Origin of the sequence: Citrobacter sp. R4 (assembly GCF_026719175.1) — a bacterium.
In the GTDB taxonomy this organism is placed as follows: Bacteria; Pseudomonadota; Gammaproteobacteria; order Enterobacterales; family Enterobacteriaceae; genus Citrobacter_A; species Citrobacter_A sedlakii.
Genome location: NZ_JAPPSU010000006.1, coordinates 134,493 through 147,282, shown reverse-complemented (window position 1 = coordinate 147,282; position 12,790 = coordinate 134,493). Strand labels below are relative to the sequence as shown.

Annotated in this window: 12 protein-coding genes; 7 read left to right on the top strand and 5 right to left on the bottom strand. The window is 53.8% G+C overall.

Going from position 1 to position 12,790, the window contains the following annotated elements; all coding sequences use genetic code 11:
- Positions 1 to 31: 31 nt before the first annotated feature.
- From leuD to leuL, 5 genes are all read right to left on the bottom strand, one after another.
- Positions 32 to 637, bottom strand: a complete 606-nt coding sequence (gene leuD, locus OOJ60_RS14650) for a 3-isopropylmalate dehydratase small subunit (protein WP_042290089.1) — start codon at positions 635 to 637, stop codon at positions 32 to 34.
- Positions 638 to 647: 10 nt separating this feature from the next.
- Positions 648 to 2,048, bottom strand: coding sequence for a 3-isopropylmalate dehydratase large subunit (leuC, locus tag OOJ60_RS14645; protein ID WP_200034942.1), 1,401 nt, complete (start codon positions 2,046 to 2,048; stop codon positions 648 to 650).
- A 2-nt stretch (positions 2,049 to 2,050) separates the two neighbouring features.
- Complete coding sequence (gene leuB / locus OOJ60_RS14640) at positions 2,051 to 3,142, bottom strand: 3-isopropylmalate dehydrogenase (protein WP_042290085.1); 1,092 nt, start codon at positions 3,140 to 3,142, stop codon at positions 2,051 to 2,053.
- Positions 3,142 to 4,713, bottom strand: a complete 1,572-nt coding sequence (gene leuA / locus OOJ60_RS14635; protein WP_060570736.1) for a 2-isopropylmalate synthase — start codon at positions 4,711 to 4,713, stop codon at positions 3,142 to 3,144. The genes leuB and leuA overlap by 1 nt, the downstream gene beginning before the upstream one ends.
- A gap of 90 nt (positions 4,714 to 4,803) precedes the next feature.
- Positions 4,804 to 4,890: a leu operon leader peptide gene (gene leuL / locus OOJ60_RS14630; protein ID WP_205612826.1), complete on the bottom strand. Its 87-nt coding sequence runs from the start codon at positions 4,888 to 4,890 to the stop codon at positions 4,804 to 4,806.
- A gap of 656 nt (positions 4,891 to 5,546) precedes the next feature.
- On the opposite strand from leuL, the gene leuO reads away from it, so the two are divergent.
- The 7 genes from leuO to ftsL all read left to right on the top strand — a co-directional run bounded on the left by leuO (position 5,547) and on the right by ftsL (position 12,640).
- Positions 5,547 to 6,497 carry a transcriptional regulator LeuO gene (leuO, locus tag OOJ60_RS14625; protein ID WP_205612777.1) on the top strand — a complete coding sequence of 317 codons (951 nt, stop codon included), beginning with the start codon at positions 5,547 to 5,549 and terminating at the stop codon, positions 6,495 to 6,497.
- Positions 6,498 to 6,824: 327 nt separating this feature from the next.
- The gene (gene ilvI / locus OOJ60_RS14620; protein WP_060570735.1) at positions 6,825 to 8,549 is read left to right on the top strand and encodes an acetolactate synthase 3 large subunit; all 1,725 of its coding nucleotides are present in this window, start codon (positions 6,825 to 6,827) and stop codon (positions 8,547 to 8,549) included.
- Between the two features lie 2 nt (positions 8,550 to 8,551).
- Positions 8,552 to 9,043, top strand: a complete 492-nt coding sequence (gene ilvN, locus OOJ60_RS14615; protein ID WP_042290075.1) for an acetolactate synthase small subunit — start codon at positions 8,552 to 8,554, stop codon at positions 9,041 to 9,043.
- Between the two features lie 215 nt (positions 9,044 to 9,258).
- Positions 9,259 to 10,263, top strand: coding sequence for a catabolite repressor/activator (gene cra, locus OOJ60_RS14610; RefSeq protein ID WP_042290334.1), 1,005 nt, complete (start codon positions 9,259 to 9,261; stop codon positions 10,261 to 10,263).
- 613 nt (positions 10,264 to 10,876) lie between these two features.
- Complete coding sequence (gene mraZ, locus OOJ60_RS14605; RefSeq protein WP_042290072.1) at positions 10,877 to 11,335, top strand: division/cell wall cluster transcriptional repressor MraZ; 459 nt, start codon at positions 10,877 to 10,879, stop codon at positions 11,333 to 11,335.
- A 1-nt stretch (position 11,336) separates the two neighbouring features.
- On the top strand, positions 11,337 to 12,278 hold the full coding sequence (gene rsmH, locus OOJ60_RS14600) for a 16S rRNA (cytosine(1402)-N(4))-methyltransferase RsmH (RefSeq protein ID WP_042290070.1): 942 nt from the start codon (positions 11,337 to 11,339) through the stop codon (positions 12,276 to 12,278).
- Complete coding sequence (gene ftsL, locus OOJ60_RS14595) at positions 12,275 to 12,640, top strand: cell division protein FtsL (RefSeq protein ID WP_012904474.1); 366 nt, start codon at positions 12,275 to 12,277, stop codon at positions 12,638 to 12,640. The genes rsmH and ftsL overlap by 4 nt, the downstream gene beginning before the upstream one ends.
- The last annotated feature ends 150 nt before the right edge of the window (positions 12,641 to 12,790 follow it).

Sequence of the window (12,790 nt, the reverse complement as noted above, 5' to 3'; positions counted from 1 at the left end):
TGTGAATTAAAAGCGCATCGCAGGAGGACAATCAGCGCATAAACGCGGGCTGCTTGTCTTCGTAAGCGGCGATAGCCGTCTCGTGCTGTAACGTCAGACCGATGCTGTCCAGACCGTTCAGCATGCAGTGACGGCGGAAGGCATCAAGAGTAAAGCTGTAGCGCTTTTCGCCCGCCTTAACGACCTGCGCTTCCAGATCCACCTCAAAATAAATCCCCGGATTCGCCTGCACCAGTGTGAACAGCTCATCGACCTCTTCATCGCTCAGCTTCACCGGCAGCAGCTGGTTGTTAAAGCTGTTGCCGTAAAAGATATCGGCGAAGCTCGGTGCGATCACCACTTTGAAGCCATAGTCGGTCAGCGCCCAGGGGGCGTGTTCACGGGATGAACCGCAGCCGAAGTTTTCCCGCGCCAGCAGAATAGACGCGCCCTGATATTCCGGGAAGTTGAGCACAAACGCCGGATTCGGCTGCTCGCCTTTGTCATCCAGAAAGCGCCAGTCGTTAAACAGGTGCGCGCCAAAACCGGTGCGGGTAACCTTCTGTAAGAACTGTTTAGGAATGATGGCGTCGGTATCGACGTTGGCGGCATCCAGGGGGACAACCAGGCCGGTATGTTGGGTAAATTTCTCTGCCATGGTGGTCTCCTTATTTAATGCTGCGAATGTCGGCGAAATGGCCGGTGACGGCGGCAGCGGCGGCCATTGCCGGGCTGACCAGATGGGTACGTCCGCCGCGGCCCTGACGGCCTTCAAAGTTACGGTTGCTGGTTGAGGCGCAGCGCTCGCCCGGATTCAGACGGTCATTGTTCATCGCCAGACACATTGAGCAGCCCGGTAAACGCCACTCAAAGCCCGCTTCAATGAAGATCTTATCCAGACCTTCCGCTTCCGCCTGCGCTTTTACCGGACCGGAGCCTGGCACCACCAGCGCCTGAACGCCTGGCGCCACTTTCCGTCCTTTCGCCACTTCCGCGGCGGCGCGTAAATCTTCAATACGTGAATTGGTACAGGAGCCGATAAATACTTTATCGATCGCCACTTCCGTTAACGGCACGCCAGGCTTCAGCCCCATATAGGCCAACGCCTTTTCTGCGCTTGCCCGCTCAACCGGATCGGCGAAAGAAGCCGGATCGGGGATCATGTCGGTTACCGAAATTACCTGGCCCGGATTGGTGCCCCAGGTGACCTGTGGCGCAATCTCTTCAGCCTGTAAGGTGATAACTGTATCGAAGCGGGCGTCCGGATCGGTTTGCAGCGTTTTCCAGTACGCAACCGCATCATCAAAATCCTTGCCTTTCGGGGCGTGCAAACGGCCTTTCACATAGTTGAAGGTGGTTTCATCCGGGGCGACCAAACCCGCTTTCGCGCCCATCTCAATCGCCATGTTGCACAAGGTCATACGGCCTTCCATGCTCAGGGCGCGGATCGCGTCGCCGCAGAACTCCACGACGTGGCCGGTGCCGCCAGCGCTGCCAGTTTTACCGATAATCGCCAGCACGATGTCTTTCGCCGTGATACCCGGCGCCGCGCGGCCCTTGACCTCAATCTTCATGGTTTTCGCGCGACCCTGCTTCAGGGTCTGCGTCGCCAGTACGTGTTCAACTTCCGAGGTGCCGATGCCGAACGCCAGCGCGCCAAACGCGCCGTGCGTGGCGGTATGGGAGTCGCCGCAGACGATGGTCATGCCCGGTAAGGTAACACCCTGTTCCGGCCCCATCACATGAACGATGCCCTGATACGGGTGATTCAGATCGTACAGCTCAACGCCGAACTCGTTGCAGTTTTTGATCAGCTCCTGCATCTGGATACGGGCCATTTCACCGGAGGCGTTGATGTCTTTCGTCTGCGTCGAGACGTTATGGTCCATCGTCGCGAAGGTTTTACCCGGTTGACGAACCGGACGACCATGCGCGCGCAGGCCATCGAACGCCTGCGGGGAGGTTACTTCATGCACCAGATGGCGGTCGATGTATAACAGCGGGGTTTCGTTTTGCGCCTCGTACACCACGTGCGCATCAAATAATTTTTCGTATAACGTTTTAGCCATGATTACACCCCTTCCGCGACATAGCGTGCAATGATGTCGCCCATCTCATCGGTACCAACGGCAGCGGCGCCACGGGCTAAATCGCCGGTGCGGATGCCTTCTTCTAATGCGCGGTTGATAGCGCGTTCAATGGCGGTTGCCGCCTCATCCGCATCCAGGCTGTAGCGCAGCAGCAGCGCCAGCGACAAAATCTGCGCGATAGGGTTCGCGATATTTTTTCCGGCGATATCCGGCGCGGAGCCGCCTGCTGGCTCATACAGACCAAAGCCCTGCTCGTTCAGGCTGGCGGACGGCAACATCCCCATGGAGCCGGTGATCATTGCGCACTCGTCAGACAGGATGTCGCCAAACAGGTTGGAACACAGCAATACGTCGAACTGAGACGGGTCTTTAATCAACTGCATGGTGGCGTTATCAATATACATGTGCGCCAACTCAACGTCCGGATACGCTTTAGCGACGTCGTTGACGATTTCGCGCCACAGAATAGACGTTTGCAGGACGTTGGCTTTGTCAACAGACGTTACCTTACGGCGGCGCTTGCGGGCGGATTCAAAGGCGATGCGCGCAATACGCTCAATTTCAAAACGGTGATACACCTCGGTATCGAACGCTTTTTCATGCTGACCGCTACCTTCGCGGCCTTTCGGCTGGCCGAAGTAAATGCCGCCAGTCAGTTCGCGTACGCAAAGGATGTCGAAGCCATTTGCCGCGATGTCGGCGCGCAGAGGGCAGAACGCTTCCAGCCCCTGATACAGTTTCGCCGGACGCAGATTGCTGAATAATTTGAAGTGTTTACGCAACGGCAGCAGGGCGCCGCGCTCCGGCTGTTGATCTGGCGGCAAATGTTCCCATTTTGGGCCACCCACGGAGCCGAACAACACGGCGTCGGCCTGCTCGCAGCCTTCTACGGTCGCTTTCGGCAGCGGTTGACCGTGATTATCGATGGCGGCTCCGCCGACATCGTAGTGGCTGGTGGTAATACGCATATCAAACCGGCCGCGAACCGCTTCCAGGACTTTCAGGGCTTGCGCCATCACTTCCGGGCCAATTCCGTCACCCGGCAAAACAGCAATATGGTAATTCTTCGACATCACACGGTTTCCTTGTTGTTCTCGTTGTTCTGAGCTTTGCGTTGCAATTCTTTTTCGACTTCAGCGGCGCGCCAGATGTTATTCAGTACGTGCACCATCGCCTTGGCGGAGGATTCAACGATGTCTGTCGCCAGACCGACGCCATGGAAGCGGCGACCGTTATAGTGAGCGACGATATCCACCTGGCCCAGCGCGTCTTTACCGTGACCTTTAGCGGACAGGCCGTATTTCACCAGTTCAATGTGGTAATCGGTAATACGGTTGATCGCCTGGTAAATAGCGTCGACCGGGCCGTTACCGTTTGCCGCTTCAGCTTTTACAGTATTACCGCAAGCCAGTTTCACCGAGGCGGTCGCGATATCGTTTGAGCCAGACTGCACGCTGAAGTAGTCCAGACGGAAATGTTCAGGTTCTTCCTGCTGTTTATTGATGAATGCCAGCGCTTCCAGGTCGTAATCGAATACCTGGCCTTTTTTATCCGCCAGTTTCAGGAACGCGTCGTACAGATCGTCCAGGCTGTACTCGCTTTCTTTATATCCCATCTCATCCATGCGGTGTTTTACCGCCGCGCGTCCGGAACGGGACGTCAGGTTCAACTGCACCTGATTCAGGCCGATCGATTCCGGCGTCATGATTTCGTAGTTTTCACGATTTTTCAGTACGCCGTCCTGGTGAATACCGGAGGAGTGGGCGAAGGCGCCGCTACCGACAATCGCTTTGTTCGCCGGGATGGGCATATTGCAGATTTGACTGACCAACTGGCTGGTGCGCCAGATCTCCTGATGATTAATGCGGGTGTGGACGTTCAGAATATCCTTGCGCACTTTGATCGCCATGATCACTTCTTCCAAAGAGCAGTTGCCGGCGCGTTCACCAATGCCGTTCATTGCGCCTTCCACCTGGCGAGCGCCCGCATGCACGGCGGCCAGCGCGTTGCCAACCCCTAAACCTAAATCGTCGTGTGTATGGACGGAGATAATGGCTTTATCGATATTGGGCACGCGTTCATACAGACCGGAAATAATGTTGGCAAACTCGAAGGGCATGGTGTAGCCCACGGTGTCGGGAATATTGATGGTTCTGGCGCCTGCGTTGATGGCGGCTTCCACCACCCGCGCCAGATCGGCGACAGGCGTACGGCCCGCGTCTTCACAGGAGAACTCAACGTCGTCAGTGTAATTTCGTGCGCGTTTCACCATGTACACCGCGCGTTCGATCACCTCATCCAGCGTACTACGCAGCTTGGTGGCGATATGCATTGGCGAGGTGGCGATAAAGGTATGAATCCGGAAGGCATCGGCCACTTTCAGCGACTCTGCCGCAACGTCGATGTCCTTTTCCACACAGCGGGCTAAGGCGCAAACCCGACTGTTCTTCACCTGGCGGGCGATGGTTTGCACAGACTCAAAGTCGCCCGGTGAGGAAACCGGAAAGCCAACTTCCATTACGTCTACGCCCATGCGCTCGAGGGCCAGCGCGATCTGCAGTTTTTCTTTCACACTCAGGCTTGCCTGTAACGCCTGTTCTCCGTCGCGTAAAGTGGTATCGAAAATAATGACTTGCTGGCTCATGGTTTAGGTCCTTGGTCCTGAGGGCGCCTTGCTTCGAGCATAAAAAAACCCGCGCAACGGCGCGGGTTTTTTATCTAACTGGATGCTGACTTAATGCTGAATGCCGCTCACCAGTCTACCGCGCAACGAAAATGCGTTTAGTAGTAGTAGACCGTTAAAGCGGGCGATATGTATCATTAAGTTTAACTCCAGGCGAATGCGATATGCTTTTAGTGGTACTGGATACCGCTGCTGATGTCAACCCCGTTTGCCAAAAAGGCCGCCACGGCGAGGAGAAATCTCACCCGTTGCTTTAGCTAATTGTGCTGAACTTTTGCCCCTCTTCCGGAATAAACGCGTAGCGCGCGTACATAATTTTCATCTTTTGTCATACTTAAGCATATTTTTTTTCAATTAGTGAGAGAAATACGGGATGTGCACCGTCCGAAAAAGATTGGTTATCTCTATGATTTTTAGGCTGTTATAACGACAATGAATAAATTAACATTTACTGAAAACCGTTTATTGATAAGCTAATGTTAAGAATTAACGACAGAGTAATATAAACATTTAATTAATACTTAAAGTATTATTCATAAAACACATGATTGTTTATTTGTCTGGCTTATGTTTATATTGCACGCGTCATTAAAACTTATTGATTCGTCGTGTCGTGAAGGATGCCACATCGCGCCTGCGCTGTTTATTCGTGTTTTGTTTTTGCATCTTTATGTTTTCCTAATTTTTATCCGTACCCTTTTTCTTATTTTATATGCATGGTAAATCATATTTTCTGAGATTATTTCTCTGCATTCCGGCTGGAAAAGGGAGTAAGCGTGACAGTGGAGTTAAGTATGCCAGAAGTAAAAAATGATAAACCTCATACACCTCTTATAGAGATGGAAAAGCCGCAGCTTCGTATGGTTGATCTTAATCTGTTGACAGTCTTCGATGCGGTGATGCAGGAACAAAATATTACGCGGGCCGCTCATGCCCTTGGGATGTCGCAGCCCGCGGTAAGCAACGCGGTTGCGCGTCTGAAAGTGATGTTCAACGATGAACTGTTTGTGCGCTATGGCCGTGGGATCCAACCGACCGCACGCGCCTTCCAGCTTTTTGGCGCGGTTCGCCAGGCGTTGCAATTAGTGCAAAATGAATTACCGGGTTCCGGTTTCGAACCGGCCAGCAGTGAACGCGTGTTTAATCTTTGCGTCTGCAGCCCGCTGGACAATGTGCTTACCTCCCTGATTTATAATCGTGTTGAGCAGATTGCGCCGAATATTCATGTCGTTTTCAAATCTTCATTAAATCAAAATACAGAGCATCAATTACGTTATCAGGAAACCGAATTCGTTATTAGTTATGAGGAATTCCGTCGCCCTGAATTTACCAGTATCCCTCTGTTTAAAGATGAAATAGTTCTCGTCGCCAGCCGTAAGCACCCGCGTATTAGCGGTCCATTACTGGAAAGCGATGTTTATAATGAACAGCATGCCGTTGTGTCTCTGGACCGTTTTGCCTCGTTCAGCCAGCCGTGGTATGACACTGCGGATAAACAATCCTGCATTGCCTATCAGGGAATGGCATTAATTAGCGTGCTTAATGTGGTTTCGCAGACTCAGTTAGTGGCGATTGCGCCGCGCTGGCTGGCGGATGAGTTTGCTGAATCGCTGGATCTGCAAGTGCTACCGCTGCCGTTAAAACTTAATAGTCGAACCTGTTATCTCTCCTGGCATGAAGCGGCAGGCCGGGACAAGGGCCATCAATGGATGGAAGAACTGCTGGCGTCTGTTTGCAAGCGCTAAGCGTAGGCAAAATAAACCGGGTGTAGACATCCGGTTTATTCTTTTTATTTCATTCTTTGTGAAATTATATGCTGAATTGATTGGCGCGCGCGGTGGCATATCGATCAAAAAATTGATGATTCTCTGCAAGCCTTCCGGTTTAAGCGATTATTCATTAACGAAAGAATCATATTTGGTGTAATTTCCCGTTTCTTTGGCGCTTTCCTTTCGTTTGTTCTTATTTCTCTTCTGTCAGAAAACCGATAGTGAATTGCCTGCGCAGTAACGAGCGGTTAATGTGTTTTGTACTTAATAACACGCGTTATTCGTCATTCAGTGAGGCAGGCCATGGAGATGTTGTCTGGAGCCGAGATGGTCGTCCGATCGCTCATCGATCAGGGCGTTAAGCAGGTATTCGGTTATCCCGGGGGCGCAGTCCTCGATATTTATGATGCATTGCATACGGTTGGCGGCATCGATCACGTGCTGGTCCGCCATGAACAGGCTGCCGTGCATATGGCTGATGGTCTGGCGCGGGCGACGGGAGAAGTGGGAGTCGTACTGGTGACCTCAGGTCCGGGCGCCACCAATGCCATTACCGGCATCGCCACGGCCTATATGGATTCCATTCCGTTGGTCATTCTTTCCGGCCAGGTGGCGACCTCGCTAATCGGCTACGACGCCTTCCAGGAGTGCGACATGGTGGGGATCTCCCGCCCGGTAGTGAAGCACAGCTTTTTGGTTAAGCAGACAGAAGATATCCCTCAGGTGCTGAAAAAAGCCTTCTGGCTGGCAGCAAGCGGCCGACCAGGGCCAGTGGTGGTCGACCTACCCAAAGACATTCTTAATCCGGCAAATAAACTGCCGTATAGCTGGCCTGATTCGGTCAGTATGCGTTCTTATAACCCCACCACCGGCGGCCATAAAGGACAGATCAAACGCGCGCTGCAAACGCTCGTCGCGGCGAAAAAACCGGTGGTGTATGTCGGCGGCGGGGCGGTGACGGCGGGCTGCTATGCGCCGCTTCGTCAGGCTGTCGAAACACTCAATCTGCCGGTCGTTTCCTCATTAATGGGGCTGGGCGCTTTCCCGGCGACCCATCGTCAGGCGCTGGGGATGCTCGGCATGCACGGCACTTACGAAGCCAACATGACGATGCATAATGCCGATGTGATTTTTGCCGTTGGCGTCCGTTTCGACGATCGCACCACCAATAATCTGGCGAAATATTGCCCGAATGCAACGGTATTGCACATCGATATCGACCCGACGTCTATCTCCAAGACGGTGACGGCAGACATTCCTATCGTGGGGGATGCGCGTCTGGTGCTGGAGCAGATGCTGGAACTCCTGCCTCAGGAAACCGCGCAACAACCGCTGGATGATATTCGTGACTGGTGGCAGCAGATTGAGCGCTGGCGCGCCCGCCAGTGCCTGAAATATGATACCCACAGCGAAAGCATCAAGCCGCAGGCGGTCATTGAGGCTATCTGGCGTCTGACCCGTGGCGATGCGTTCGTTACTTCTGATGTCGGCCAACACCAGATGTTCGCCGCCCTGTATTATCCTTTCGACAAACCGCGTCGCTGGATCAACTCTGGCGGCCTCGGCACGATGGGCTTTGGACTGCCAGCCGCGCTGGGCGTAAAAATGGCGCTGCCGGACGAAACGGTTGTGTGCGTTACCGGCGACGGCAGTATCCAGATGAATATCCAGGAACTGTCGACCGCGCTTCAGTATGAACTTCCGGTGCTGGTGCTCAACCTGAATAACCGCTATCTGGGAATGGTGAAACAGTGGCAGGACATGATTTACTCCGGTCGCCATTCTCAGTCTTATATGCAGTCGCTACCCGATTTTGTCCGTCTGGCGGAAGCCTACGGGCATGTCGGAATTCGGATTTCCCGTCCTGAAGAGCTGGAGGACACGCTAAGCGAGGCGCTGGCCCAGGTGCAAAGCGGCCGTCTGGTGTTTGTCGATGTTAACGTCGATGGCAGCGAGCATGTTTATCCGATGCAGATTCGCGGCGGCGGGATGGACGAAATGTGGTTAAGCAAAACGGAGAGAACCTGATTATGCGCCGGATATTATCAGTACTGCTGGAAAACGAGTCCGGCGCGCTGTCGCGCGTTATTGGCCTCTTTGCCCAGCGCGGATACAACATTGAAAGCCTGACCGTTGCGCCAACGGACGATCCTACGCTTTCCCGCATGACCATCCAGACGGTAGGCGATGAAAAAGTGCTGGAGCAGATCGAAAAACAACTGCACAAGCTGGTCGATGTCCTGCGGGTGAGTGAACTGGGGCAGGGGGCGCACGTTGAACGGGAAATTATGTTGGTGAAGCTTCAGGCCAGCGGCTATGGCCGGGAGGAAGTGAAGCGCAACACGGAAATCTTCCGCGGACAGATTATTGACGTCACGCCAACCCTTTACACAGTGCAACTGGCAGGAACCAGCGATAAGCTGGACGCGTTTCTGGCGACGCTGCGCGAAGTGGCTAAAATTGTCGAGGTGGCCCGCTCCGGCGTCGTGGGGTTGTCGCGCGGCGATAAAATCATGCGCTAACGCCTGGGTGGAAGCGTGACGTTAACGCTTAACCGCTCTACCTTTATTCTTGATCCGCAAGCCCAACGGTTAAAGTTGGGCTTTTTTTTGCGAAATCAGCGGAAACCCGGAACAAAAGCGGTTGCCGCAGTCATTATTCTGCGCTTGAATGTTAATGAAACTAATCCATGCCGTTACAATGGTTATGGTTTGTACTTTTTATGCAAGGGGCAATTGTGAAACTGGATGAAATCGCTCGGCTGGCCGGTGTCTCGCGAACGACTGCAAGCTACGTGATAAACGGAAAAGCAAAGCAATACCGCGTGAGCGACAAGACTGTCGAAAAAGTCATGGCAGTGGTACGCGAGCATAATTACCACCCGAACGCCGTGGCTGCCGGGCTGCGCGCTGGACGCACGCGCTCAATCGGGCTGGTGATCCCCGATCTTGAGAACACAAGCTACACCCGCATTGCAAACTATCTTGAGCGCCAGGCGCGTCAGCGCGGCTATCAACTGCTGATTGCTTGTTCGGAAGATCAGCCGGACAATGAAATGCGCTGCATCGAACATCTCCTGCAGCGTCAGGTTGACGCGATCATCGTGTCCACCTCGCTGCCGCCGGAGCATCCGTTCTATCAACGCTGGGCGAATGACTCCTTCCCGATTGTGGCGTTGGATCGCGCGCTGGATCGTGAACATTTCACCAGTGTCGTCGGCGCCGACCAGGACGATGCGGAAATGCTGGCGCAAGAGTTGCGTAAATTCCCCGCTGAAACGGTACTTTATCTCGGCGCGTTGCCGGAGCTGTCCGTGAGTTTCCTGCGGGAGCAGGGTTTTCGCAGCGCCTGGAAAGACGATCCGCGTGAGGTTCACTTTCTGTACGCCAATAGCTACGAGCGTGAAGCGGCTGCGCAGCTGTTTGAAAAATGGCTGGAAACACACCCGATGCCGCAGGCGCTGTTCACCACGTCCTTCGCTCTGCTGCAGGGCGTGATGGATGTGACGTTGCGTCGCGACGGCAAGCTGCCTTCCGATCTGGCCATTGCAACCTTTGGCGATAATGAGCTGCTGGATTTCCTGCAGTGCCCGGTACTGGCGGTAGCGCAGCGTCATCGCGACGTGGCGGAACGCGTGCTGGAGATCGTGCTGGCGAGTCTCGACGAGCCGCGCAAACCGAAGCCTGGCTTAACGCGAATCAAACGTAACCTGTACCGTCGCGGCGTTCTCAGCCGCAACTGATAACCTTACCGCAGTCCAGGTGGCGTTCGCGTTAATCTGGTCTGCGGGAAATATGCCTTCCAGACAATACCCCCAGCAGAATTAAGATTATTCCTTAGTATTATCTCACCCGACGGCAAATAAACGATTTTTTAAACGCATGTGCGGGCCCGAAGGGTAATTACAGCGTTTACCGCAGCCCGTTTTGTATTTTTTTGTTACAGGTTTGTCGCGAATTGCCGAATTAACAGACACTTTCCTTTTCTTCTTTACGAAAGTCTCGGCTGGCTTGATGGCGCGCGGCGTTAACCGCGCTAAACAGGGACTGTATTCGCAGTGCAATATGTCCTAAAATGCCGCTCGCGTCGCAAACTGACACTTTATATTTTCTTTAGGAGAAGAGAAGTTCGTTTAAAAACGAGGAGGGGTATTTGGATTTTTTCTTACAAATATTCATGACGTTAATTTGCTTCGCTCGTTGGACAGAATTTAATCAACGCTGATATTAGCCGTAAACATTGGGTTTTTTACTCTGGTAAGCGTTGTGACTCGCTTGACAAGCTTTTCCTCCGCTCCGTAAACTCCTTTCAGTGGGAATTTGTGGGGCAAAGTGGTGATAAGGGGTTGAGCTGGCATGTTCCGGGGAGCAACGTTAGTCAATCTCGACAGTAAAGGGCGCTTAGCCGTGCCCACCCGTTACCGGGATCAACTGATCGAGAACGCTACCGGTCAAATGGTTTGCACCATTGACATCCATCACCCATGCCTGCTGCTTTACCCCCTGCCTGAATGGGAAATTATCGAGCAAAAATTATCGCGTCTGTCGAGCATGAACCCGGTAGAACGCCGCGTGCAGCGCCTGCTGTTGGGTCATGCCAGCGAATGTCAGATGGACAGCGCCGGTCGCCTGCTGATAGCGCCTGTTCTCCGGCAACATGCCGGTCTGACGAAAGAAGTGATGCTGGTTGGACAGTTCAACAAATTTGAACTGTGGGATGAAACGACCTGGTATCAACAGGTCAAGGAAGATATCGACGCAGAGCAGAGCGCTACCGGGACGTTGTCGGAACGCCTGCAGGACTTGTCTCTATAAGATGATGGAAAACTTTAAACACACCACGGTGCTGCTCGACGAGGCCGTCAACGGCCTGAACATTCGTCCAGATGGCATCTACATTGATGGGACATTTGGTCGCGGTGGCCACTCGCGCCTCATTCTCTCGCAGCTTGGCGAAGAAGGGCGCTTGCTGGCAATCGATCGCGATCCGCAGGCGATCGCCGTTGCGCAAACCATCAATGATCCGCGCTTCTCCATCATTCATGGACCTTTTTCGGCGCTGGCTGACTATGTCGGCGAGCGCGATCTTACCGGCAAGATCGACGGGATTCTTCTCGATCTTGGCGTCTCTTCACCGCAGCTCGACGATGCTGAACGTGGCTTTTCCTTTATGCGCGACGGCCCGCTGGACATGCGGATGGACCCGACGCGCGGCCAGTCCGCCGCCGAGTGGCTGCAAACCGCGGAAGAAGCGGATATTGCCTGGGTACTGAAAACCTTTGGCGAAGAGCGTTTTGCGAAGCGCATCGCTCGCGCCATCGTTGAACGTAACCGCGAGCAGCCGATGACCCGTACCAAAGAGCTGGCGGAGGTGGTCGCGGCGGCAACACCGGTGAAGGACAAATTCAAACATCCCGCGACCCGTACCTTCCAGGCGGTGCGCATCTGGGTAAACAGTGAACTGGAGGAGATAGAGCAGGCGCTAAAAAGCTCGCTCAGCGTGCTGGCCCCGGGTGGGCGGCTTTCTGTCATCAGCTTCCACTCGCTGGAAGATCGCATTGTGAAACGCTTTATGCGCGAGCAAAGCCGCGGTCCGAAAGTGCCCGCCGGGATCCCGATGACGGAAGCGCAGCTCAGTAAACTGGGCGGCCGTGAGTTAAGAGCGTTAGGCAAGTTGATGCCGGGTGAAAAAGAGGTCGCAGAAAATCCTCGTGCCCGTAGTTCAGTTCTGCGCATTGCAGAGAGGACGAACGCATGATCAGCAGAGTGACAGAAGCCCTTAGCAAAGTGAAGGGATCGATAGGAAGCAACGAGCGCCATGCCTTGCCTGGCGTGATCGGTGACGATCTTTTGCGATTCGGGAAGCTGCCACTCTGCCTGTTCATTTGCATCATTGTGACGGCGGTGACGGTGGTAACGACCGCTCACCATACGCGGTTACTGACCGCGCAGCGTGAACAACTGGTTCTGGAGCGTGATGCGCTGGATATTGAATGGCGCAACCTGATCCTTGAAGAAAACGCGCTCGGCGACCATAGCCGGGTGGAACGGATCGCAACGGAAAAGCTGCAAATGCAGCATGTTGATCCCTCACAAGAAAATATCGTAGTCCAAAAATAAGGAACAGCGCGACGCATGAAAGCAATGCAGGAAACACGCTACGCAAAAGCATTCATGATGCATCAAGGCAGCAAGCACATGAATCTCCAGGCGCTTACACACGTAAGCGACCGGGAGACGTGTGCGCAGCCAACGCAGAGGCAGCTTGAA

Excerpts from the sequence above, each read along its gene's own strand:
- leuD (WP_042290089.1), bottom strand. The coding sequence starts at position 637 with ATGGCAGAGAAATTTACCCAACATACCGGCCTGGTTGTCCCCCTGGAT.
- leuC (WP_200034942.1), bottom strand. The coding sequence starts at position 2,048 with ATGGCTAAAACGTTATACGAAAAATTATTTGATGCGCACGTGGTGTAC.
- leuB (WP_042290085.1), bottom strand. The coding sequence starts at position 3,142 with ATGTCGAAGAATTACCATATTGCTGTTTTGCCGGGTGACGGAATTGGC.
- leuA (WP_060570736.1), bottom strand. The coding sequence starts at position 4,713 with ATGAGCCAGCAAGTCATTATTTTCGATACCACTTTACGCGACGGAGAA.
- leuL (WP_205612826.1), bottom strand. The coding sequence starts at position 4,890 with ATGATACATATCGCCCGCTTTAACGGTCTACTACTACTAAACGCATTT.
- leuO (WP_205612777.1), top strand. The coding sequence starts at position 5,547 with ATGCCAGAAGTAAAAAATGATAAACCTCATACACCTCTTATAGAGATG.
- ilvI (WP_060570735.1), top strand. The coding sequence starts at position 6,825 with ATGGAGATGTTGTCTGGAGCCGAGATGGTCGTCCGATCGCTCATCGAT.
- ilvN (WP_042290075.1), top strand. The coding sequence starts at position 8,552 with ATGCGCCGGATATTATCAGTACTGCTGGAAAACGAGTCCGGCGCGCTG.
- mraZ (WP_042290072.1), top strand. The coding sequence starts at position 10,877 with ATGTTCCGGGGAGCAACGTTAGTCAATCTCGACAGTAAAGGGCGCTTA.
- rsmH (WP_042290070.1), top strand. The coding sequence starts at position 11,337 with ATGATGGAAAACTTTAAACACACCACGGTGCTGCTCGACGAGGCCGTC.
- ftsL (WP_012904474.1), top strand. The coding sequence starts at position 12,275 with ATGATCAGCAGAGTGACAGAAGCCCTTAGCAAAGTGAAGGGATCGATA.